Raw genomic sequence first — 23262 nt, 5'->3', positions numbered from 1 at the left:
GAAAATACCTTTGCAGGAAATGCACAGATGAAAGGTTTCAATCAGATCACTATTCAGTCCCTGCGTCTGTACGTCGCCGTCCTGGATCAGGGGAATTTCTCAGAAGTGGCGCGAAAGGAAGCGATGTCACCTTCCACGATCTCGCGGGTGATTTCCCAGCTGGAGCAGGCTTTACAGACGCAATTGCTGTACCGCAATACACGGGCAGTCAGCCCGACAGAATCAGGTAAGCTGCTGGCCGATCACGCCCGGCAGGTTCTGGCACAGCTTGATCTGGCGGAACTGGATTTACAGGAACAGGACAGCGAACCCGGCGGACTGGTGCGTATCAATGCGCCGGTGGTTTTCGGCCAGCGCCATCTCGCCCCCTGGCTGCATGAACTCAGCGCCCGGTATCCGCGCCTCAATATTGAACTGATGCAGACCGATGATTTTATCGACCCGTTACAGGACAGCGTTGATATGCTGATCCGCATCGGCGTGATGGCCGATTCCACCCTTCAGGCGCGTACGCTTGGCCATCAGACTTTCCGTCTTGCCGCCAGCCCCGCTTACCTTGCGCGCAACGGCACCCCGGAAACGCCCGAGGATTTGCTGCATCACAGCTGTCTGGTGTTCAAAGGCTTCGCCGGTTCGCAGCGCTGGTATTTCCGTCAACCGGACCAGGAGTGGCACTCGATGAACCTGCGTGGCGTGCTGACCAGCAATAATGCGGAAAGCCTGACACAGGCGGCCACCGACGGCATGGGGCTGGTGGTCTTCCCAACCTGGCTGATTGGCGACGCCTTACGCGACGGACGGCTGGTCAGTGTGCTGGAAGGCTATCAGGTATCGACCTCGCCGGAGCCGCAAACCATTTCAGCGCTGTACCCGAACAGCCGCCGTCCTTCGATCAAAGTACGGGCGGTGATTGATTTTCTGCTGGAGAAATTTGGGAGTCCGGCGTACTGGGAAAGGTAAACATATCCGTCTTCTGAGTTGCCATTAATACCCCCTCCCCGCCTCCCCCTTCGCAGGGGGAGGAGTAAAACCCGATCGGTTATATCCTATGCGAAGGAAGATGAGTAAAACCCGATCGGCGATATCCCATGCGAAAGGCTCGATCGGCTCCCTCCCCTGCGAAGGGGAGGGTTGGGGTGGGGTATTAATGACAAAACAATGCTGAAGCTTGCGCTTCGCCCAATATCAGGAATTCAACTCCATCCCCACATGCGCAATTCCATCTTCATCATAAATCTCGGTATACGCGACAAATCCCAGTCTGCCGTAGAACCCCTGCAAATGCGCCTGGGCGGAAATGGCGACGCGCACGCCCGGCCAGTGCTTCTGGCAGGCGATCAGCGCCTGTTCCATCAGCTGATAGCCTAGTTTCAGACCACGGGCGGAAGGGGCAACAATCACCCGCCCGATAGCCACATCCTCTTCGAAGCGCAGAATACGCGCGTAGGCGGCAATCTTGCCGTCCAGCCAGGCGACGATATGGCGGTTTTCACCGGCCAGATCCTGCCCGTCGATATCCTGATAAACACAGGTTTGCTCCACCACAAACACTTCGCTGCGCAGTGCCAGAATGGCGTAAAGCTGTGCCGCGTTCAGTTCGCTGTGATGATAATCCTGCCAGTGAAGCGATGTTGATCCCGTCATGAATTAATGCCCTGTCTGTTTCTGAAAGCCAAAAAAAAGAGATATTCCTGAGAATATCTCTTTTTAACACAGATTTTACAGCCAATTTATCAGGCCGTTTTTTTCATCGGTTGCGTGCGAACCGGTGCATCGCCTGCGGTGTAATACTCTGCGGTACTGCGCGGCAACGGCTGACGGTCACGGATTTTATCCGCGATCTTCTCCGCAATCATGATCGTCGTGGCGTTCAGGTTGCCGGTAATGATCTGCGGCATGATCGACGCATCGACCACGCGCAGCGCTTGCATACCGTGAACCCGACCCTGCCCGTCCACCACCGCCATATCGTCGGTGCCCATCTTGCAGGTGCAGGAAGGATGGAACGCCGTTTCCGCATGTTCACGGATAAACGCGTCCAGTTCTTCGTCCGTCTGCACATGTTCACCCGGACTGATTTCGCGGCCACGGTACGGGTCCAGCGCAGGCTGATGCATGATTTCACGCGTAATGCGGATCGCATCGCGGAACTCCTGCCAGTCCTGCTCCGTCGCCATGTAATTAAACAAAATGCTTGGATGCTGGCGCGGATCTTTCGATTTCACCTGCACGCGGCCCCGGCTTGGTGAACGCATGGAACCGACGTGCGCCTGAAAACCGTGTTCTTTCACCGCGTTACTGCCGTTGTAGTTGATCGCCACCGGCAGGAAGTGATACTGAATATTCGGCCAGGCAAACTCTTCGCGGCTGCGGATAAATCCGCCTGCTTCAAACTGATTGCTGGCCCCGACGCCGGTGCCTTTAAACAACCACTCCGCGCCAATCGCCGGTTGATTATGCATCTGCAATGCCGGATACAAAGAGACGGGCTGTGTGCAGCTGTACTGCAAATACATCTCCAGATGATCCTGAAGATTTTCGCCGACGCCCGGTAAATCATGCACGACCGGGATATCCAGTCGGTTCAGCAACTCAGCTGCGCCCACGCCCGAACGTTGCAGGATTTGCGGAGAGGCAATCGCGCCGCTGCACAGCAGCACTTCGCGTTTCGCCTTTGCCGTTTTGGCATTGTATTCATCACCATGAAAATAACTGACACCCACGGCGCGCTTGCCGTCGAACAGAATTCTGTCGGTCAGCGCGTGCGTCACAATGGTCAGATTGGCACGCGGTTTGGCCTGATCCAGATACCCCCGGGCCGTGCTGGCACGACGGCCTTTTGGCGTCACCGTCCGGTCCATCGGGCCGAAGCCTTCCTGCTGATAGCCATTCAGGTCATCGGTGCGCGGATATCCCGCCTGCACTCCGGCTTCAATCATCGCGCCAAACAGCGGGTTATTGCCGTTTTTTGGCGTCGCCACGCTGACCGGCCCGTCACCGCCGTGAAAATCATTCGGACCGATATCGCGGGTTTCCGCTTTACGGAAATACGGCAGGCAGTCCGGATAGCTCCAGTCTTCCAGACCCGGCGCTTTCGCCCAGTTATCGAAATCCATCGCGTTACCCCGGATGTAACACATCCCGTTGATCAGCGACGAACCGCCAAGCCCTTTGCCCCGTCCGCATTCCATGCGACGGTTATTCATATGCGGTTCCGGATCGGTTTCATACGCCCAGTTGTAGCGGCGTCCCTGTAACGGGAAAGCCAGCGCGGCAGGCATCTGGGTACGAAAATCCAGACGATGATCCGGGCCGCCCGCTTCCAGCAGCAAAACGGTCACGTCGCTGTCTTCCGTCAGACGGGTGGCGAGTACGTTGCCGGCAGAACCGGCACCGATGATGATGTAATCGTAATCCATTGAATCTCCTCTGTTGCAGCGGATCAGAATACTGAGCTGAATTCGCCCAGTTCGACCTGCACGGATTTGATTTGGGTGTAATGCTCAAGGGTGGTGATGCCGTTTTCGCGTCCCACACCGGAATGTTTGTAGCCACCGACCGGCATTTCTGCGGCAGATTCGCCCCAGGTGTTGATCCAGCAAATCCCGGCTTCGAGTTTGTGGGTAGCGCGGTGGGCGCGGTTGAGATCCTGCGTCACCAGTCCGGCGGCCAGACCGTATTCGGTATCGTTGGCGCGGCGGATCACTTCCTCTTCACTTTCATAGGTCAGGATGCTCATCACCGGCCCGAAGATTTCTTCACGCACAATCAGCATGTCATCGCGACAATCAGTGAAGACCGTCGGCGCGACATAAGCGCCTTTGGCGTATTCGCCGGTGGTGACACGTTCGCCGCCGGTCAGCAGTGTCGCGCTTTCACGCTTGCCACTGTCGATATAACGCAGCACGGATTCCATGTGCGCGAAGCTGACCAGCGGGCCGAAGTTGACGTTTTCATCTGTCGGATCGCCCATGCGGATGCGTTTTACCCGCTCCAGCACTTTGGCCTCGAACGCTTTATGCAGGGCTTTTGGCACGAACACCCGCGTGCCGTTGGTGCACACCTGACCCGAGCTGTAGAAATTCGCCATCATGGCGATGTCGGCGGCTTTATCGAGATCGGCATCATCAAAAATAATCAGCGGTGATTTACCGCCCAGTTCCATGGTCACTTCTTTCAGCGTCGATGCTGACGCGCTGGCCATCACTTTCTTGCCGGTTTTGATACCGCCGGTGAACGACACTTTGGCGATATCTGGATGATCGGTTAACGCCTGTCCGACGCTGGCCGCGCCGGTGACCACGCTGAACACGCCGTCTGGCACGCCTGCTTCAGTGTAGATTTCTGCCAGCTTCAGTGCGGTCAGCGAGGTGTTTTCACTCGGTTTGAATACCATCGCGTTACCGGCCGCCAGTGCAGGGGCGGATTTCCACAGCGCAATCTGAACCGGATAGTTCCACGCACCAATTCCGGCCACCACACCCAGCGGCTCGCGGCGGGTGTAAACGAAGGAGGAATCGCGCAGCGGAATTTGCTGGCCTTCAATCGCCGGAATTAATCCCGCGTAATACTCCAGCACATCCGCGCCGGTGACGATATCCACGGCCAGCGTTTCAGACAGCGGTTTGCCGGTATCAGCGGTTTCAATGGCCGCCAGTTCGTCGTTACGGTCGCGCAGAATGTCCACGGCACGGCGCAGAATACGGGCGCGGCTCATGGCCGTCATCGCGGCCCAGACTTTCTGGCCCTTCTGTGCCGCTTTCACCGCCAGATCGACATCAGCGTGGGTCGCGGCTGGTACCGTGGCGATCACCTCGCCGTTGGCCGGATTGATGGCGTCGAAGGTTTCATCACCGGTGCTGTCCTGAAAACGCCCGTTGATATACAGTTTTTGCTTGCCGTAGCGGGACATACTTCTCTCCTCGGTCTGTGCGGTCTGAAAGTTTTCTGCCCGGTTACTGTTCAGTAACCTGTTGAGCAATCTGTGATTCGATATGGCTATGCGTAATGTGGATGGCTTCGGCGCGGTTGAACGCTTTACCGCTCAGTGCGCCACGCAGCCACAAACCATCAATTAAGGCGGCGGTACTTTGCGCCGCAATACGCGCCTGATCCCTTGGCAGAAAACGTCTGAATTCAGAACATAAATTGGAATAGAGCCGGCGGCTGTTGACCTGTTGCAGCCGGTACAACTGCGGGTGATGCATACTGCTTGCCCAGAAGGCCAGCCAGGTTTTCATCGCCGCGCTGTTGGTCTGACTGTCGTCAAAATTAGCCTCTGCAATCGCATGCAGCCGCGCCGTCGGTGCGGTATCCGTCAGCTGCGATAACCGCAACTGCACCCCTTCTCCCAGATGACTGAGCAAATAACGCATGGTCGCTTCCAGCAGGCCGTTCTTGTCACGAAAATAGTGACTGATGATGCCGTTGGAAACGCCTGCACGGCGGGCGATCTGCGAAATCGAGGCATCGTGCATCCCGACTTCGTTGACCGCTGCCAGGGTTGCCTCAATTAATTGCTGCCGTCTGATGGGCTGCATTCCTACTTTGGGCATGGTGCCGGCTCCTGAAAATGAGCGGGTTGTAACGCGCTTAAAAAACCGTTTTTTTACGCTTTCGTACAACCTTGTTAACGCTCTGACGTCACCTATTTAACTTTTTTTTGATTGAACGTTCAATTAAAAATGCATATATTTTATTACCAATACGTTAGTAATTTGTATGTATTTTTGGTTTTATTAACAGCCAATTTATTGAAAAATAGCGTTTAATTAACAAGATTGGGGAAAAGATGGCGATTGCCGATACGACAGAGAAACAGAGCGAAAAACCTCGCGACCAGCTGAACAAGGTCGTGTTCTTCACCTCCGCCGGGCTGATTTTAGCCTTCACATTAATGACCATTTTCTTCACCGATTTATCGGGAAAATGGATCAGCCTGGCCCTTAACTGGGTATCCGCCACCTTCGGCTGGTATTACATGCTGGCTGCCACGCTGTACATCGTGTTTGTAGTGTTCATAGCCTGTTCACGTTTTGGTTCGATCAAACTGGGCCCTGAACAATCCAAACCCGAATTCAGCATGATGAGCTGGGCGGCGATGCTGTTTGCCGCCGGGATCGGCATCGATCTGATGTTCTTCTCAGTCGCGGAACCGGTCACGCAATACATGTTACCGCCGGAAGGTCACGGACAAACGCTGGAAGCCGCGCGGCAGGCCATGACCTGGACGCTGTTCCACTACGGGCTGACCGGCTGGGCGATGTACGCGCTGATGGGCATCGCGCTGGGCTATTTCAGCTACCGCTACAACCTGCCGCTGACCATCCGTTCGGCGCTGTATCCGATTTTCGGCAAACGCATTAACGGCCCTATCGGCCACAGCGTGGATATCGCTGCCGTGGTCGGGACTATTTTTGGCATCGCCACCACGCTCGGCATCGGCGTGGTTCAGCTCAATTACGGCCTGAAAGTGCTGTTCCATATTCCGGAAAACCTGACGGTGCAGGCCGCGCTGATCCTGCTTTCGGTGATCATGGCGACGGTGTCGGTCACGTCCGGCGTCAATAAAGGCATCCGTATTTTGTCGGAACTCAATGTGCTGCTGGCGCTGGGGCTGATCCTGTTCCTGCTGTTCTTCGGCAATACCGAATTCCTGCTCAATGCGCTGGTGCTCAACATCGGGGATTACATCAACCGCTTTATGGGCATGACGCTCAACACCTTCGCCTTTGACCGCCCGACGGAATGGATGAACAGCTGGACCCTGTTCTTCTGGGCGTGGTGGGTGGCGTGGTCGCCGTTTGTCGGCCTGTTCCTGGCGCGTATTTCGCGCGGGCGCACCATCCGTCAGTTCGTGCTCGGCACGCTGATTATCCCGTTTGTCTTCACCCTGCTGTGGCTGTCGATTTTCGGTAACAGCGCGCTGTATCAGATCTTGCATGGCAATCTGGATTTCGCCAACGAAGTGATTTCGCACCCTGAGCGTGGCGTGTACAGCCTGCTGGCGCAGTATCCCGGCTTTACGCTGAGTGCTTCCGTTGCCACCATTACCGGCCTGCTGTTTTATGTCACGTCGGCGGATTCCGGCTCGCTGGTGCTGGGGAACTTCACCTCAAAACTCGCGGACATTAATAACGATGCGCCAAACTGGCTGCGGATTTTCTGGTCTGTCACCATCGGCGTGCTGACGCTGGGTATGCTGATGACTGACGGCGTGTCGGCGCTGCAAAACACCACGGTGATCATGGGACTGCCGTTCAGCTTTGTGATTTTCTTCATCATGGCCGGATTGTATAAATCACTGCGTCTGGAAGATTATCGTCGCGCCAGCACCCAGCAGTCACTGGCTCCGCTGCCTGCGACCAGCGATGCGGCCCTGAACTGGAAACAGCGTCTGTCGCGGGTGATGAATTACCCCGGCACGCGCCATACGCAAAAAATGATGGATACGGTATGCCGCCCGGCGATGCAGGAAGTGGCGCAGGAACTGGAACTGCGCGGTGCCAAAGTGACCTTTACCGGGCACGAACCGCAGGACGACGAAAAAATCGGGCCGCTGGAATTGCAGGTCGCGCTGGGTGAAGAGCAGAACTTTGTCTATCAGATCTGGCCGGTGCGCTATGCGGTGCCTGCCTTTACCTATCGCGCACGCGCCGGTAAATCACATTATTACCGTCTGGAAACCTTCCTGCTGGAAGGCACGCAGGGCAATGACCTGATGGACTTCACCAAACATCAGGTGATCAACGACATTCTGGATCAGTACGAACGTCATCTGAACTTCCTGCACATCAACCGCGAAGCGCCGGGCAACACCCTCACCTTCCCGGAACAACCGGCCTGATCACCTGAGCCTTAACACAACCGCCTCACAAAAAAACCCGCGTAATGCGGGTTTTTTATGTCCGGAAACGGAAACGTGCGCTTAACGTAAAAATGGCAGGACTTTTTCCAGCAGCAGTTCCGGCTGTTCTTCGGCAATGTAATGCCCGCAAGGCAGCGCCTCTCCCTGCACGTTTTCTGCCACCTTTTCCCACTCTGCCAGCGGCGCAAAACATTTCCCTACCGTCCCCTGCTCTCCCCAGAGAACCAAAAGCGGACACTTCACTTTGCGGCCTGCATTCAGATCCACTTCGTCGTGTTGCAGGTCGATACCCGCCGACGCACGATAGTCCTCGCAAATCCCGCGTGCCGTGCCATCCAGTTGCAGACAACGCAAATAATCTGCGTAAGCTTCTTCGGTGAAAGGTTGCATACCCGCGCTGCGGCTGCCCATTACGCTGCGCAGATAGAGGTCGGCGTCGCCCATGATTAATGCTTCCGGCAGCGGTGCCGGGCGGATCAGGAAAAACCAGTGCCAGTAAGCGCGGGCAAAGGTTTCCGTCGTCTGGCGATACATGGAAAGCGTCGGCGCGATATCCATCAGCACCAACCGCTTCACCGCCTGCGGATGATCCAGCGCCAGCCGGTGCGCCACACGGGCACCGCGATCGTGAGCCACCACGCTGAACTGATGAAAGCCCAGCGCTGCCATCAGCTCAAACTGGTCCTGTGCCATTTCGCGCTTGCTGTAGCGCAGATGCTCCGCATCAGGCTCCGGTTTACCGCTGTCGCCATAGCCGCGTAAATCGGCAAGTACGACGGTGAACTGAGACGTCAGATAAGGTGCGACTTTATGCCAGATCGCCTGAGTCTGCGGGTGCCCGTGCAGCAATAACAACGGTTCGCCCTGCCCGGCAATGCGACAGGCAATTTCGGTGCCGTTAACGGACATCCTGCTTTGGGTAAAATGTTCAAACATGGGTCTTCTCCTTTTTTACCCATCTTAGTCGCTGATGAACCGGCAACAAGGCCGCAAGTGGAGATTGCCGCTTCACGGATCGTGTTTTAACGCTCCACACTCAGCCCTTTGCCCGATACGCGCGAGTTTGCGACGCTGACGTTATCCACTTCGTTTATCAGGGCAATGCAATGAAGCCAAGAACGCTATACGAAAAACATATCGACAGCCACACCGTGCGTACGCTCGACGATAAAGGACACGTGTTGTTGTACATCGACCGGCAGGTGATTAACGAATATACCAGCCCGCAGGCCTTCAGCGGATTGCGTGAAGCAGGCCGCCGCGTATGGCGTCCGGAAACGTCGCTGGCGGTGGTCGATCACGTCAACCCGACGGCCCCCTTACGTACCCGTCAGATGCCGGACGCCGGTGGCGCACGGCAGGTGTCCTATCTGGCAGAAAACTGCGAAGAATTTGGCATTGAGTTGTTCGATATTCTCGACAGCCGTCAGGGTATTGAGCACGTTGTCGCCCCCGAACAGGGCTTTATTTTGCCGGGGATGGTGATTGCCGCCGGCGACAGCCACACCACCACTTACGGCGCATTAGGCGCATTCGGGTTTGGTATCGGTACCTCAGAAATTGAACATCTTCTGGCGACCCAGACGCTGGTCTACAAACGCCTGAAAACTCTGCGGGTGACGGTTAACGGTACGCTCGCCAGAGGCATGACAGCCAAAGACGTGGTGATGGCGCTGGTGGCAAAAATCGGGGCGGCAGGAGCCACCGGTTACGCCATTGAATTCTGCGGAGAAGGCATCGACGCGCTGAGCGTGGAAGGCCGTATGACGATGTGTAATATGGCCGTTGAAGCCGGTGCCCGCGGTGCATTTATGGCTCCTGACGACAAAGTCTTTGATTACCTGAAAGACAAACCACGTGCACCGAAAGGCCCGCAATGGGCGGCGGCGGTGAATGTCTGGCGTGAGTTGCACAGCGATGCGGACGCCGTTTTCGACCGCGAAGTTGAACTGAGCGCCGCGGAAATCGCGCCGATGGTGAGCTGGGGAACAAGTCCGGATCAGGCGCTGGCGATCAGCGGCCTGGTGCCGGATCCGCGGGCAGAATCCGATGCCTCGCGCCGCAAAGATTTACAGCGTGCGTTGCAATACATGGGACTGCGCGCCGGTCAGCCGCTGAACAGCATCAGCATCAGTCATGCCTTCATCGGATCCTGCACTAACGCGCGCATCGAGGATTTACGTGCCGCCGCCGAAGTGGTTCGCGGAAAAAACGTCGCGCCCACCGTTCGTGCGATGATCGTACCAGGTTCCAGTCAGGTTCGCGCGCAGGCCGAGCAGGAAGGTCTGGCGGAGATCTTCACCCGCGCCGGTTTTGAATGGCGTCAGTCGGGTTGTTCGATGTGTCTGGCAATGAACGATGATGTGCTTTCGCCGGGCGACCGCTGTGCTTCCAGCACCAACCGTAATTTCGAAGGCCGTCAGGGCGCGGGCGCGCGTACCCATCTGATGAGCCCGGCAATGGTAGCTGCTGCGGCGATTTCCGGTCATCTGACCGATATCCGGGAATTCGAAGGAGAAAACAATGCAGTCTTTTAACGTATTAACCGGCGTGGCTGCGCCGTTACCCGCCGCGAATGTCGATACCGATGTGATCATGCCGAAGCAGTTTTTAAAAGGCATCGACCGCAACGGGTTAGATCGCGGGGTATTTTTCGATTTGCGCTTTCTGGCGGACGGTTCTCCTGATCCGGCGTTTATCCTCAATCAGCCTGACTGGCAGAATGCCAAATTCCTGCTGGTCGGGCCAAACTTCGGCTGCGGCTCCAGTCGCGAACATGCGGTATGGGGATTAAAACAGCTGGGGATCCGTGCCTTGATCGGCACGACGTTTGCGGGGATTTTTTTCGATAACTGCCAGCGTAACGGCGTACTGACGGTGCAGCTGAGTCCTGAACAATGGGAACAGGTCGCACAGGACGTGACGCTCGCGGGAAGCAACGAAATCATCGTCGATTTGCCGCAGCAGAAGATTGTTTTGCATAACAGTCAGGTGATTGATTTTGCCATTGATGAGCTGAGCAAGCTGTCCTTGCTTAACGGGCTGGATGCTGTCGGTAACACGCTGCGGTACAGCGACGACATCCGTCAGTTTCAGCAGTCACATCTGCAAAAAAATCCCTGGCTGGTCTGATGATCTCATAAGCGCCGGATAAAAACGGCGCTAGGTCAGTAACTGACTGAACCGCTGCTGAAGGAATTCGACGCATACCCGCAGTTTGGCGGAGTCTGCAAGGCGCGTCGGGTAAACCGCCCACACGCTGGCGGGTTGTGAATAGTCTGGCAATATCTGAACCAGTTCCCCTCGTTCGATATAAGGACGTACGTCCCACTCTGAGCGCAGGATAATACCGTGATCTTTCAGTGCCCATTGCAGAACCACTTCGCCGCTGTTCGATGAAAGCGGTCCTTTTACACGGGCGCGAACCTCTTTGTCTCTGGCGGTGAGAGTCCAGATGCCAAATGGGTTATCGCGCTCTTTTAATACCAGACACTGATGCTGCGCCAGCGCATCCGTTGACTCCGGCACGCCGTGCGCATCCAGATACGCCGGAGAGGCACACAAAATACGCTGATGCTGCGCCAGCTTTTTGCCGATGTGCTGCTGTGGAATATCGTCACCGACCAGAATTTCCAAGTCGATCCCGTCGGCGACCAGATCCACGACCCGGTCGAACAAATCCAGCCGCAGATTCAGCAGCGGATACTGTTCCGCCAGTTCAGCCACCGCAGGTGCCACGTGGCAGCGCCCGAAACCGAACGAACTGCAAATATGCACATTGCCACGCGGTTCGGTGCGCGAATCCGACAGGTCACCGATAAACTGCTCGAAGTTATCCAGAATTTGCAGCGCCCAGCGACGGGCTCTTTCACCCTCGTCGGTTAAGCGCACACCGCGAGTGGAACGGTGCAACAAACGGGCATTCAGCGACTCTTCAAGGATCTGGATCCGCTTGCTGACATAGGCCGGAGACTGACCAAGTTCAGTGGCGGCAGCAGCAAAACTTTGTTTATTCACCACCGCCAGAAACACCCGTAAATCTTCCGCCAGCGGCAGACGGTCGCGTTCACTTGTCATAATGATTATCCGCAGACCGGCATATTAAGTTTTTCCGCCCTGTGTACGTCAGTGCTTTTCACTCCGGCATTCGTCAGTTTTTCTTCCGCTTCTTCGAGATCTTCCTCTTCGATTTCCAGCGATTCCTGATCCTGACCCTCACAAGGTGTCAGCGCCAGTTCAACCAGGATCGGGAAATGATCTGACCCCATGAAACCGAGACGCCGCAGGTCAACCAGGGTGAAATCCTTGCTGTGGAACACGTGATCCAGCGGCCAGCGCAGGAACGGATAGCTGGCGTGAAAGGTGTTGTACATGCCACGGCCACGACGCGGATCCAGCAGGCCGCTGATTTTCATAAACAGACGCGTGGTGCGCGACCATGCCACATCGTTCAGGTCGCCGGTCACGATGGTCGGATAACGCGCCTTAGCGGCAGTATGACCGACAGCGACCAGTTCGCCATCGCGGTCAGTGGATTCGTCGGCTTCCGTCGGGCTGGGCGGCATCGGGTGCAGACAGTGCAAGATCACCTGCTCACCGGATGGCAGTTCAGCGCGAAAATGCATGGAAGGAATATCGTCAGCCACCAGATACTGAATTTTCGCGGCGTGCATCGGCAGACGTGAATACACATGCATACCGTACAGATTATCCAGCGGACATCGCAGGCTGTGCGGATAGTTGGCATCCAGTTCTGCCATCTGATCTTCCCACCACTGATCGGTTTCCAGCAGCACCAGAATATCCGGCTGGTATTGCCGGATCTGCGCCAGTAACTTTTCCGGCTTACGGTTGGTCATCAGCACGTTGCTGTTCATGATTTTGATGCGCGAATGGCTGTCGGATACTGTTTTCTTCACCTGTTTCCGGTAAAGGCGGGTATAAGGCAGGATCCACCAGGTCTGATACGCCATGCAGGCCACGGTCAGGATAATCACCGTGAAGGTAATGCCATCGCCGAACGGCATGATCGCCAGTTCCGTCAGCAGGAAAACCAGACACAGTGACGCCATCTGTAAGCGCGGAAAATCCCAGACACGCACCCACCAGCGCTGATTTCTAGAAAAGGGGAGCAGCGTCAGTAACGTCATGATGACCGTCAGGACACAGATTGTGATTCGGAGTGCTTGCATCGGTTATCGGCCCTGATAAAAAAGCAAAATTTAAATACCTTAAAGGCATGTTAACCGATTGTGACTTAAAACGCGGGGGATGTCGCCGCCCTCTTCATTGTTTAGAAAAAGGCGGCAGATTTAGCACAGATTATTTTGTTGCAGCGGCCTGATCAGGCACATGGCACCAGTTGTGCTGCTCCACAATCCCGCCGTTTGGCGAGGTGTAACCGATACAGCCCAGAATAGTGTCATACAGTTTTTCGTGGAACGCCGGCGTCTTCGCCGCTGCCATTTTTTGCAGTTGTTCGAAGCTGGCTTTGTTCTGATCGTTAGCCAGGAATTTATCTGACGCCCAGACCATGATCGGCACCGTACGCTGTTCGATCGGCGCATGATCACGCGGTGTGCCGTGGAAATGCATGCTTTGAGAAATCGACTCGCCGTGATCGGAGGCGTAGAACACAATCGCGTTCTTATCCCGCAACTGGTCAAAGACCTGCGACAGGAAGTAATCGGTATACAACAGCGAGTTATCGTACGCGTTGATCATTTCCCCGGTGGAACAGGAATCATCAATGCCCATACATTCCGGCTTATATTTGGCAAAAGAACGCGGATAGCGGTCGGAATACAGGTAATGCGAGCCTTTGGTATGCAGGATAATCAGGTGCTTACCGTCCGGATGGTTATTCATCGAATCTTTCATTTCATCGATGAGCAACATGTCATCTACCGGCTTACCGGCGTTACGCTTTTCAGAGGCGATGTTTTCGCGCAGTGAATAATCATCCGCACGGGTTTTGTTATAGAACCAGGCTTCACTTTGCATGGAATATAACTCTGAACTCCAGCCGTTGCTTTTCAGCACGGAGAAGACATTCATCTCTTTCAGGGTACGCTGCGGTTCTTCCGACGCCCCGCCTTCGCGGACAAACATACAACGCAGGGAAAGCTTGGTGGCGGTGTCACAGGAATAGCCCTGTAAGGCGACCAGATTCTTCTCTTTGTCGAGATTTGGCGTGTTGTCACGGTCATAGCCGTACAGCCCCATATGGTCACGGCGGGCACTTTCACCGATCACAAACACCACGTACATGTCTTTGGCATCTGCCGGTGCGGTATAAGTGAAATGTTTGGCCGGATCGAACAGATTTTTAGTGTCTTCCGCCTGGCTGTAACTGCTGTAGGTGTAAAGACCTAACGCCGAAAGCCAGTTGGATGGCGAGTAGGTACCGGCAACGACGCCGCCGTAACTGGCCATCATGCGGTTGTTCACGATGTCCTGGCGATCCTGCACCTTGCCCATCAGGCGCAACGGCATATAGCAGAGCAGGCCGGACACCGCGAGCAGCAAGGTTCTGACCGCCAGCTTTTTAACCGTGGTCTGTTTCAGCCCCGCGCCCGGCATTTTACTCAGCCACAGCAACAGAACCGGCAACAGGCTCACCAGTACGGTCCAGGCGATAAAATGGGTGCCGACCGATTCTTTTGATAAATCAATGGAATCAGAAGCCAGAGCCGCCGCCAGGATGCCGTAACCGATATCGACGTTAAACAGGATCATGTAATAGCTGGCCGCTGCGGAAGAAATCACGATGGCGGTCATCAGCACGCGGAAAACGGTTTTTCCGGTATACGACAGCAACATACAGAGGAAATAGACCAGCGCGAAACATGCCACCATTTCGACAGCAATCGACAAGGCATTGTCATAATGCAGTTGCTGATAACGGCGGATGAAAATCGGAAGGTTTAGCAGAAGCCCGAGATAAAGTGCAATGAACAAAGAAATGCTTTGTTGCGAAAGTGAACGTAGTTTATGCATCAGAAATAAGTGGCTCTTTGGTGAGTCTGGTTGCGTCGTACAGACCGCTCGTACCGGAGGATGGAACCCACTCCTTAGGACTAATCAGACCCCGGGCCGCGTATTTTCGTTCAAACTGATTGGTTTCTTCCAATGTGATAATGTAACGAAATTAACGAATTTCTTATGATTCAACCACATAACACAGAAATATTTAGCCAATTCTTACGCAATTTTTCCCTCTCATTGAGGAACTATTGAGAAAACGTGTGATCAGCCGCCGGAAAAGAGAGCGTGAAACGCGTTTCCCCCTGCGCTGAACTTTCCACCGTCACATGGCCCTGATGCAGCGCCATAATGGCCTGAACAATGGATAAACCGAGACCGCTGGAACTGCCGCCTTCACTGCGTGAGGCATCCGCCCGGTAGAAACGATCGAACAGTTTGCCGAGCTTATCCGCCGGGATCGGATGGCCCTGACTGATCACATGAATATCCATACCGCGGGGATGCGGTTCGGCGCGCAACACGATGGCACTCCCCGCGCGGCCATAACGCACCGCGTTAGCCACCAGATTGCTGAGCGCGCGCTGGAACAAAATGGCATCGGCGAACAGCACGCCCGCCCCTTTACCGTCCAGCGTCATCTCTCGCTCCTCGGCCAGCCCCTCAAAATAGTCCTGAATGCGGGTCATTTCCGTGGACACATCTATGGCGGTGATGGTCAGAACAGACCGCGCGTCGGAGGCCCGCGCCAGAAACAGGATGTTTTCCACCATGCGCGAAATGCGCTCCAGCTCTTCCATATTGTTCGCCAGCAGCGTTTCGTATTCTTCCACCGTGCGTGGCTGGTAGAGCGCCACCTGACAATGCCCCATCAGCGCCCCCACGGGCGTGCGGATCTCATGCGCCAGATCGGCGGAAAACTGCGTCAGCCGCTGATAGCCTTCCGCCAGCCGGTCCAGCATGTCATTAAAGGAATAAATCAGTTGCTGCAATTCCTGCGGCGCTTTTGCTGCCGTCAGCCGCGTGGACAAACTGGCCGGATGGATCTGCGTTGCCTCGTGCGCCATATGGCGCAGCGGCCGCAGTCCGCGGCGGATCACCAGATAGCCGAGTCCGGCAATCAGCAGATACGCGAACAGCACCGCGCCGATAATTTCCCAGCGGAAGGTCTGTAACAGGCGTGATTCTTCCGTCATGAAATGCGCACCGGTGATTTCAACCGTCCGCCCGTCTTCCATTTTTACCGCCGCGCGGGCAAAACGTACCGGCGTCCCGTCAGGCGCGGTCAGTTGATGCACAGTCTTCAGTGTCAGCGGCTGGCCGTCTGCCACCGCCGCAACCGGCGGCAAATCCAGCCGGGAGGGATTGACGTTGATCAGCGGTTTTTCATTGCTCAGCCCGAACGTCAGGATATCGCGTTCGTTCCCGAGCATATTTTCAAACAGCCCCGGATTGCGGCTCAGCTGCGACAGCGGGAATTCATTCGCCAGCAGATGGCGGAAATACTGCACGCGTCCGCTGACCTGATAATCCGCGCGGCGCATCAGTTCTTTATCTATCGAGTAATAAAGATAAAACCCCACGGCACTGACCACCAGCGAGGCGATCAGCGCGAAAAGTAAGGTGGCGCGCAGGGTCAGCGACATGGCGCGTTCCGGGCGACGGGCAGACGGGCGATCAGTCATGACGCACTTCGCAAACGTAGCCGATGCCACGTACGGTATGGATCAGTTTCACCTCAAAGGTGCGGTCAACTTTGGCGCGCAGACGCTTGATGGCGACGTCGACCACGTTGGTATCGCTGTCGAAATTCATATCCCAGACCTGTGAGGCGATCATGGTGCGCGACAGCACTTCGCCTTCGCGGCGCATCAGTAATTGCAACAACATGAACTCTTTGTTGGTCAGCGCGATGGTCTGATCCTGACGCGTCACCCGGCGGCGCAGCACATCAAGATGCAGGTCGGCGACAGAATAAATATCCGGCTCCCGCGCTGCCGGACGGCGCAGCAAGGTCCGGATACGCAACACCAGCTCGGTGAAGGAGAACGGTTTAATCAGATAATCGTCAGCGCCCAGTTCCAGCCCGTGAATACGATCCTGCACTTCATCGCGTGCGGTCAGAAACAGCACCGGCACGTCGCTTTTTTTCCGCAGGACTTCCATCACCTGCCAGCCGTCCAGCCCCGGCAGCATCACGTCGAGGATCACCGTGTCGTAACCCTCTTCCAGCGCCAGAAACAACCCGTCGGCACCGTTACGCGCCAGATCCACGCTGTAACCGGCTTCCGTCAGCCCTTTTTTCAGGTAGTCGCCTGTACTGACATCATCTTCAATTACCAGTATTCGCATTCAGGCCCTCAGTGCCGCATGACCATTCACCTAAAGAATGATTCACCGGAAGTTTATCAGTTTCATCAGACACCTTTGATGACAATTTTGTCATCAATTTGTCATCAGCCAATCCCGGTTTATCGTCCACTCTTAAGGAAGTTATTCGTCACTGGCAGCTTCAGTGATTCACTTAACCGAATGAAATAACGCTGTAAAATGGAGATCTCATCATGAATACACCTACACGTCTCGCTGGTCTGTTACTGGGTTCCCTGCTGATGTGCAGCGGAATGTCCCCGGCCTTTGCCGCCGATAATGTGATTAAACCCACACGCGGAACCATTGATTCAGTTAATGACTCATCGGTACAAATCACTACCCGCCAGGGCGAAAAGCTCGACGTTAAGCTCACCGATCAGACCAAAATCAATGCGGTGACCAAGGGCGAAATCAGCGATATCAAAGCCGACAGCTTTATCGGGACAGCCGCCGTGCCACAAGCCAACGGCACACTGAAAGCGCTGGAAGTGCATGTCTTCGCGCCAAGCCTGCGCGGCAGCGGTGAAGGCTTCAATCCGTTTGAATCGCCGGACGGCAAAATCAACACCATGACCAACGGCACCGTCGGCAAGCTGGTGAACAGCAATGGCCGCACGCTGACCGTGAAATACCATGACGCCGAGAAAACCGTGGTCGTGCCGGACGATGTCCCGGTGGTACTGCTGGCACCGGGCGACCGCAGCCTGCTGAAACCGGGCACAAAAATCGTGCTGTTTGCGATGAAAGATGACAAAGGTGCGCTGGTCGCACGGGGTATTGCCGCCGGTAAAGACGGCATCGCGCCACCGATGTAATCCGCTGCGTAACAGGAGATAACCCGTGAAACCTCAGCCTTCTTCACCACGTAAACGCCGGATCCATGCCTGGCCGGTCCGTATTTGTCACTGGATTAATGTGCTTGCCATGACCGGCATGGTGATGAGTGGCTGGGGCATTTATAACGCTGACCCGATTTTTGCGTTTACCTTCCCGCAAAACACCACGCTGGGCGGCTGGCTGGGCGGCAACATTGCCTGGCATCTGGCGGTGATGTGGCTGATGGCAGCCAACGCCCTGTTTTATCTGCTGTGGGGGATGTTCAGCGGGCATTTCCGCCGCGACTTTTTCCCCTTTACGCCGCGTAGCGTCTGGCGCGATACCGTTCGCGCACTGACCTTTACACTGCCGCACAAGCTGGGGCAGTACAACGCAGTACAAAAACTGATGTACAGCGGCGTGTTGTTGCTCGGTCTGTTACTGGTGCTGTCGGGGTTATCCATCTGGAAACCGGTGCAGTTCAGCGGGCTGGTGTGGCTGTTTGGCGGCTTTGATATCGCCCGCTATGTGCACTTTTTCGCGATGAGCGGCGTGATGTTGTTCGTGGTGATCCACGTACTGATGGTGCTGCTGGTGCCGAAAACATTGGTGGCCATGCTGACCGGTGGCAAAAAAACAGTGACAGAGGAAAGCACGGATGAATGATAAATCACCGCGGCCAAAAATCATTATTGAACCGGACCAGCGCAAGCAACTGGTCAATATCCAGCGCCGCTTATTGCTGCGCTCCGGGCTGACATTAGGGGCCGTGTCGATGCTGACCGGCTGTAATTTGCAGGATGGCGATCAGGTCGACAAAGTGCTGTGGGCGATGTCGCGCTGGAATGACCGCGTGCAGGGCTGGCTGTTCAGCGGGCAAAAACTGGCGCAAACCTATCGCGCTGACCAGATCACCACGCCGTTTCGCTTCAATGCTTATTATCCGGAATACAACGTACCCGAAATCGACATTCCCAATTACCGGCTTGAAGTCTCCGGTCTGGTGCAAAAGAAAGCCTCGTGGACGCTGGAACAGTTACAGCGACTGCCGCAGGAAAGTCAGATCACCCGTCTGATTTGCATTGAAGGCTGGAGCGCAATTGGTCAGTGGAAAGGCGTGCCGCTGAAAACGTTTTTACAGCACGTCGGCGCAGATCTGTCCGCTAAATACGTCGGATTCAAATGTGACGACCGCTATTATTCCAGCATCGATATGGCGACGGCGCTGCATCCGCAAACCATTCTGGCGCTGGATTTCGGCGGCAAACCGTTACCGCCGGATTTCGGTTACCCGTTACGCCTGAGAATGCCCACCAAGCTGGGCTTCAAAAACGCCAAACACATCGGCGCGATTTTCGTCACCAACGAAAACCCGGGCGGCTACTGGGAAGATCAGGGCTATAACTGGTTTAGCGGGATTTAGTCTTCGGGGGAAACGCAAAAAAGCACTTTCCCCAGACACACGGCTTCCGGTCTGCCGCGATATCTGCCGTAATTATCGATTTCCGTATAACCCCGCTTGCGATAGAAACCTACCGCGTTCAGGTTTACCCGACGGGTTTCCAGCCATAACGCCTGATAGCCTGAGGCCGCGGCCTGCGCTTCGAGAAATGCCAGAATCGCACTGCCCAGTCCCGGATGTCCGGGCGTTGCGTACATCCTTTTAAGCTCACAAGTGTCATGTTGCAGCGGCCGGATTGCGCCGCATCCGACGGCATTTTCGCAGCTGTCACGGGCGATCACAAAACACGCCCCGGCCTCCTGCATATCATCCACGGAAAACGATGAACGCCCGCTGTCGCCAGTGATGGCCGCCAGCGTCTGCGAAAGCGCATCCAGCAATTGTGCGGCATCCGGCGTACCGACATCCTCCGGCGCAATCCGCCAGTTCACACCAGCACCTTATACATCACACTGGTGGACTCCAGCATGCCTTCCGTTGACATCGCATAGTGCGGGATTGTGCCGCTCAGCGTGAAGCCCTGATCGTGGTACAGCGTTTGCGCCGGGCTGCCGGTGACGGTGTCCAGCACCAGCAAGGTTTTGCCCTCTTGACGTGCCAGCGTTTCCACGGCGTCCATCAGTTTGCGGGCGATCCCTTTACGGCGTCCGTCGGGATGCACCATCAGTTTCACCACATCACCGCGATGAATGCCGTTGGCGGGCTGATCGACCACCAGCTGTACGGTGCCGATAATTTTCCCTTCATACCGCGCCACCAGCAGCCGTTTTTCGCCACGCTCAAACGCCGGTAACAGCTTTTGCCAGAACGCCTGCGCCTGCACAAAACCAAAAGGCAGGATGAATCCGATACTCGCGCCAAGCGCCACCGACTGCATCAGCGTTTCGGCCAGCGCGTCCAGATCTTCCGCTGGCAGTACGCCGCCCTGCACTTCACTGATCACCACTTCATTGCTGTTTTGCATAGGAATAAACCTTTTTTCTCAGAGATTAAGGACGTGAAATGACGACGGCGTAACGGGCATCTTGCGGGCCGGGCACGTGGAAGGAGGAGGTACCATGAAGATGAAAACGCAGGCAGTCGCCCGGTTCCAGCCGGTAGCCGCGCCCGTTAAGGGTGAATTCCAGCACACCATCCAGCATCCAGATATGCTGTTCAAGGCCCTCTACCGGCGGTGCGTCGTAGGTGATGGTGGCACCGGCTTTCAGGACGCCGGAAATCAGTTCAGCGCGAAAACCGGGGGCGGGAGCGGAAACCGAACGGCGCTCGAAGCCGGTTTCGCGGTCATGCCACACCGGCTGTTGTGAGACACGGATCAGCTCCGGCGGATTGTCTTCCAGCGCCATCAGCAGGCGCGATGTGGTCAGCCCGTACGCCGCACTGAGTTTGCCAAGCAACGATGCCGTCGGGCTGGTTTCTGCCCGCTCCACCCGCGAGAGCGTGGCGCGGCTGATGCCGGTCAGCTGCGCCAGTTGTTCCAGCGACCAGCCCCGGCTTACCCGCAATTCTGCCAGCCTTTCCGCCAGCCGCAGATCCTGACTCTCCTGCCCTTCTTCCATCATCTTCCCCTTCATGCGTTAAATCTCAATATCGGGAAATTATCTCTTATATGGGAATTGCACAAGTTAAAATGATGTAAGCGAAAAGTTTTTGTTAAGTTGTACAAAAATAATAAAGTTGTACAGCTTTGCGATCTGGCGCTAGAGTTATCTCATAAGTGTTATGAATATTTTGGATTCAACTATGTCTCTTTACAGCATCGGCGAAGTCGCCCGTATTTGTGGAATCAATCCGGTCACCCTGCGCGCCTGGCAGCGGCGTTACGGGTTGCTGAAACCCCAGCGCACGGAAGGCGGTCACCGTCTGTTTAATGATGACGATCTCGATACCATCCGCACCATTCTGGGCTGGATCAACCGGGGCATTCCGGTCGGTCAGGTCAAATCCCTGCTGGAAGGTAAAGTCGACGCGCTGCCGGGCGGCTGGTCGCAGTCAGAGCATCAGCTGCTGAACGCCCTGCAGGACGGTCGCCCGCAAAAAGTCCGTCAGCTGATCATGGAATTCGGGCGCGAATATCCGGCGGCGGCGTTTGTGAATAATGTTCTTCGTCCGCTGCGTGCGCGGCTGAGTTCGGGCGATTCGCGGCTGCTGATGTTACGCAGCCAGCTTGACGGCCTGATCATCGAACACGCCGTCATGTGCATGAATGCCGCCCGCAAACGACCGGGACCGCCCGCCACGCTGGTGGCCTGGGGACACACCGACAGCACCGAGTTGTGGCTGGAAGCCATTGTCCGCTGTGAGGAAGGCATGCAGGTTGAGATATTGCCGGTGCCGCTCAGCGATCCGTATCTTGAAAGCCTCAGCGATTCGCAAATCCTGCTGTGGTCTGAAGGCAAGCTGACGCAGGTTCAGCGCCAGCGCCTGCTCATGTGGGTGGAACAGGGATTGTCGATCATTCTTCTGGGCAGCACCGCGCGGTTACTGGGCGCGGAAGAGTCCGACAGCGCAGAGGCTGGCGAAGACATCGCGGAAGAAGATCCCCACACTCTTTTGCATATCGTGTCTGACCGTCATGAAAGGAAAAAATAATGATTAAACCTTTCCCTGAACCCGCCATACCGGCGGATGTGCTGACCCGTGTGTGCGAATTTTATGCCCAGCTCGACATGAGCCGGCTGACCCAGCTTTCCCGTATCTATCATCCGCATATCGTGTTTATCGACCCCGTTTCGCATTACGACGGGGTGGATGCGCTTGAACGCTATTTCGAGCAGTTACTCAAAAAGGTCAACTACTGCCGTTTTGAGATCCAGCCGCCGCTGGTGCAGGGAGACGAAGCCTCGCTGTTCTGGCGGATGGAGTTTTCCCATCCGGCGCTGAGAAAAGGTCAGGCAACGTTTCTGAATGGCGCGAGCCATTTGCGGCTGAATGAAAACCGCATCGTGTATCAGCGCGATTATTACGATCTCGGGGCCATGTTGTATGAGCATGTGCCGGTGCTCGGCGGTGCCGTGCGCGCTGTTAAAGCCAGGTTGAAATAATGCGCCGTGTGCTGGTCACCGGTGCCAGTTCAGGCATCGGAAAGCAACTGGCGCTGGATTATGCCGCTGAAGGCTGGGAAGTCATGGCCTGCGGGCGCGATGGCGAAAAGCTCACGGCGGTGGCCGCAGCCAGCCCGCTGATCGTGCCGTTATCTTTTGATATCACCGATTTAGCCGCCACCCGCGAGGCGCTGGGCGGAGTACAGGCTGATATCGTGATCCTCTGTGCAGGCACCTGCGAGTATCTCGACAACGGTGTCGTCGATGCCGAAAAAGTCGCGCGGGTGATGAACACCAATTTCAACGGCCCGGTCAATTGCCTCGATGCCCTGCTCCCCGGCCTGGCGCCCGGCAGCCGTGTGGCGCTGGTCGGTTCCGTCGCCTGGCTGCTGCCGTTTTCACGCAGTGAAGCGTACGGCGCATCCAAAGCCGCACTGGCCTTTTTTGCCCGTTCACTGGCGGTGGATCTGGCAAAACGTCAGATCCACGTTTCACTGATCCAGCCGGGATTTGTCGAAACGCCGCTCACCTCGCACAATGATTTCGCGATGCCAATGATAGTAACCGCCGCACAGGCATCAAAACACATCCGGAAAAAACTGGCGCAGGGTGCCAGCGAAATTGCCTTTCCCCCGCTCTTTGTCGGTTTTCTCAAGGTGGCTTCGTGGCTGCCCGTCAGTGTGCAAAAATGGTTATGCCGGAAAATGGTGAAATAA

At 55.8% G+C, this 23262-nt stretch carries 23 protein-coding genes; 10 read left to right on the top strand and 13 right to left on the bottom strand.

Features of this window, described 5'->3' with window-relative positions; genetic code table 11:
* Positions 1-27 precede the first annotated feature (27 nt).
* A complete protein-coding gene (locus EYY67_RS05410; RefSeq protein WP_131693003.1) occupies positions 28-960 on the top strand; it encodes a LysR family transcriptional regulator in 933 nt (310 codons plus the stop codon).
* A gap of 225 nt (positions 961-1185) precedes the next feature.
* Here EYY67_RS05410 and EYY67_RS05405 read toward each other — a convergent pair whose 3' ends face one another.
* The 4 genes from EYY67_RS05405 to betI form a co-directional block, all read right to left on the bottom strand.
* Entirely contained in the window at positions 1186-1644 is a 459-nt protein-coding gene (locus EYY67_RS05405) for a GNAT family N-acetyltransferase (RefSeq protein ID WP_131693002.1), read from the bottom strand.
* Positions 1645-1733: 89 nt separating this feature from the next.
* The gene (betA, locus tag EYY67_RS05400) at positions 1734-3419 is read right to left on the bottom strand and encodes a choline dehydrogenase (RefSeq protein ID WP_095922712.1); all 1686 of its coding nucleotides are present in this window, start codon (positions 3417-3419) and stop codon (positions 1734-1736) included.
* Between the two features lie 23 nt (positions 3420-3442).
* Positions 3443-4912, bottom strand: coding sequence for a betaine-aldehyde dehydrogenase (gene betB / locus EYY67_RS05395; protein ID WP_131693001.1), 1470 nt, complete (start codon positions 4910-4912; stop codon positions 3443-3445).
* Positions 4913-4955: 43 nt separating this feature from the next.
* The gene (betI, locus tag EYY67_RS05390) at positions 4956-5555 is read right to left on the bottom strand and encodes a transcriptional regulator BetI (protein ID WP_095922714.1); all 600 of its coding nucleotides are present in this window, start codon (positions 5553-5555) and stop codon (positions 4956-4958) included.
* Positions 5556-5791: 236 nt separating this feature from the next.
* Between betI and EYY67_RS05385 the strand changes: the two genes are divergently transcribed.
* Positions 5792-7846 (top strand): choline transporter, encoded by a 2055-nt coding sequence (locus EYY67_RS05385; RefSeq protein ID WP_131693000.1) that lies wholly within the window; start codon positions 5792-5794, stop codon positions 7844-7846.
* An 81-nt stretch (positions 7847-7927) separates the two neighbouring features.
* Here EYY67_RS05385 and EYY67_RS05380 read toward each other — a convergent pair whose 3' ends face one another.
* On the bottom strand, positions 7928-8803 hold the full coding sequence (locus tag EYY67_RS05380; RefSeq protein WP_131692999.1) for an alpha/beta fold hydrolase: 876 nt from the start codon (positions 8801-8803) through the stop codon (positions 7928-7930).
* A 170-nt stretch (positions 8804-8973) separates the two neighbouring features.
* On the opposite strand from EYY67_RS05380, the gene leuC reads away from it, so the two are divergent.
* Positions 8974-10404 carry a 3-isopropylmalate dehydratase large subunit gene (leuC, locus tag EYY67_RS05375; protein ID WP_131692998.1) on the top strand — a complete coding sequence of 477 codons (1431 nt, stop codon included), beginning with the start codon at positions 8974-8976 and terminating at the stop codon, positions 10402-10404.
* Complete coding sequence (gene leuD, locus EYY67_RS05370) at positions 10391-10999, top strand: 3-isopropylmalate dehydratase small subunit (protein WP_131692997.1); 609 nt, start codon at positions 10391-10393, stop codon at positions 10997-10999. Before leuC ends, leuD begins: the two co-directional genes overlap by 14 nt.
* A 30-nt stretch (positions 11000-11029) precedes the next feature.
* Here leuD and EYY67_RS05365 read toward each other — a convergent pair whose 3' ends face one another.
* The 5 genes from EYY67_RS05365 to EYY67_RS05345 all read right to left on the bottom strand — a co-directional run bounded on the left by EYY67_RS05365 (position 11030) and on the right by EYY67_RS05345 (position 17203).
* Positions 11030-11944 (bottom strand): LysR substrate-binding domain-containing protein, encoded by a 915-nt coding sequence (locus EYY67_RS05365; protein ID WP_095922719.1) that lies wholly within the window; start codon positions 11942-11944, stop codon positions 11030-11032.
* Positions 11945-11949: 5 nt separating this feature from the next.
* Entirely contained in the window at positions 11950-13059 is a 1110-nt protein-coding gene (locus EYY67_RS05360; RefSeq protein ID WP_131692996.1) for an endonuclease/exonuclease/phosphatase family protein, read from the bottom strand.
* Positions 13060-13189: 130 nt separating this feature from the next.
* Positions 13190-14866, bottom strand: coding sequence for a kdo(2)-lipid A phosphoethanolamine 7''-transferase (gene eptB / locus EYY67_RS05355; protein ID WP_131692995.1), 1677 nt, complete (start codon positions 14864-14866; stop codon positions 13190-13192).
* A gap of 233 nt (positions 14867-15099) precedes the next feature.
* Positions 15100-16536, bottom strand: a complete 1437-nt coding sequence (locus tag EYY67_RS05350) for a heavy metal sensor histidine kinase (RefSeq protein ID WP_242675574.1) — start codon at positions 16534-16536, stop codon at positions 15100-15102.
* Positions 16529-17203, bottom strand: coding sequence for a heavy metal response regulator transcription factor (locus EYY67_RS05345; RefSeq protein ID WP_095922722.1), 675 nt, complete (start codon positions 17201-17203; stop codon positions 16529-16531). Before EYY67_RS05345 ends, EYY67_RS05350 begins: the two co-directional genes overlap by 8 nt.
* A gap of 212 nt (positions 17204-17415) precedes the next feature.
* Here EYY67_RS05345 and EYY67_RS05340 point away from each other — a divergent pair, with 212 nt between their 5' ends.
* The 3 genes from EYY67_RS05340 to EYY67_RS05330 are packed head-to-tail and all read left to right on the top strand — an operon-like array spanning position 17416 to position 19463.
* Positions 17416-18039, top strand: a complete 624-nt coding sequence (locus tag EYY67_RS05340) for a hypothetical protein (RefSeq protein WP_095922723.1) — start codon at positions 17416-17418, stop codon at positions 18037-18039.
* Positions 18040-18064: 25 nt separating this feature from the next.
* Entirely contained in the window at positions 18065-18706 is a 642-nt protein-coding gene (locus EYY67_RS05335) for a cytochrome b/b6 domain-containing protein (RefSeq protein WP_131692994.1), read from the top strand.
* The gene (locus EYY67_RS05330) at positions 18699-19463 is read left to right on the top strand and encodes a molybdopterin-dependent oxidoreductase (protein ID WP_131692993.1); all 765 of its coding nucleotides are present in this window, start codon (positions 18699-18701) and stop codon (positions 19461-19463) included. Before EYY67_RS05335 ends, EYY67_RS05330 begins: the two co-directional genes overlap by 8 nt.
* Here the strand turns inward: EYY67_RS05330 and EYY67_RS05325 are convergent.
* The 3 genes from EYY67_RS05325 to EYY67_RS05315 are packed head-to-tail and all read right to left on the bottom strand — an operon-like array spanning position 19460 to position 21061.
* Positions 19460-19933, bottom strand: a complete 474-nt coding sequence (locus EYY67_RS05325) for a GNAT family N-acetyltransferase (RefSeq protein ID WP_242675573.1) — start codon at positions 19931-19933, stop codon at positions 19460-19462. The two genes, EYY67_RS05330 and EYY67_RS05325, sit on opposite strands and share 4 nt — an antisense overlap.
* Positions 19930-20466 carry a GNAT family N-acetyltransferase gene (locus EYY67_RS05320; RefSeq protein ID WP_095922726.1) on the bottom strand — a complete coding sequence of 179 codons (537 nt, stop codon included), beginning with the start codon at positions 20464-20466 and terminating at the stop codon, positions 19930-19932. Before EYY67_RS05320 ends, EYY67_RS05325 begins: the two co-directional genes overlap by 4 nt.
* Before the next feature lie 25 nt (positions 20467-20491).
* Positions 20492-21061 (bottom strand): helix-turn-helix domain-containing protein, encoded by a 570-nt coding sequence (locus tag EYY67_RS05315; protein ID WP_131693011.1) that lies wholly within the window; start codon positions 21059-21061, stop codon positions 20492-20494.
* Between the two features lie 184 nt (positions 21062-21245).
* Between EYY67_RS05315 and EYY67_RS05310 the strand changes: the two genes are divergently transcribed.
* From EYY67_RS05310 to EYY67_RS05300, 3 genes are read left to right on the top strand one after another with little or no spacing between them, the layout of a single operon-like run.
* Positions 21246-22094, top strand: coding sequence for a MerR family transcriptional regulator (locus EYY67_RS05310; RefSeq protein WP_242675572.1), 849 nt, complete (start codon positions 21246-21248; stop codon positions 22092-22094).
* Positions 22094-22546 (top strand): nuclear transport factor 2 family protein, encoded by a 453-nt coding sequence (locus EYY67_RS05305; RefSeq protein ID WP_095922728.1) that lies wholly within the window; start codon positions 22094-22096, stop codon positions 22544-22546. The genes EYY67_RS05310 and EYY67_RS05305 overlap by 1 nt, the downstream gene beginning before the upstream one ends.
* Complete coding sequence (locus EYY67_RS05300; RefSeq protein ID WP_131692992.1) at positions 22546-23262, top strand: SDR family NAD(P)-dependent oxidoreductase; 717 nt, start codon at positions 22546-22548, stop codon at positions 23260-23262. Before EYY67_RS05305 ends, EYY67_RS05300 begins: the two co-directional genes overlap by 1 nt.

The sequence above is a fragment of the Rahnella victoriana genome, assembly GCF_004330295.1.
GTDB classification, from domain to species: Bacteria; Pseudomonadota; Gammaproteobacteria; order Enterobacterales; family Enterobacteriaceae; genus Rahnella; species Rahnella victoriana.
The sequence above is the reverse complement of the archived record's forward strand: the minus strand, read 5'-3'. Positions and strand labels throughout refer to the sequence as shown.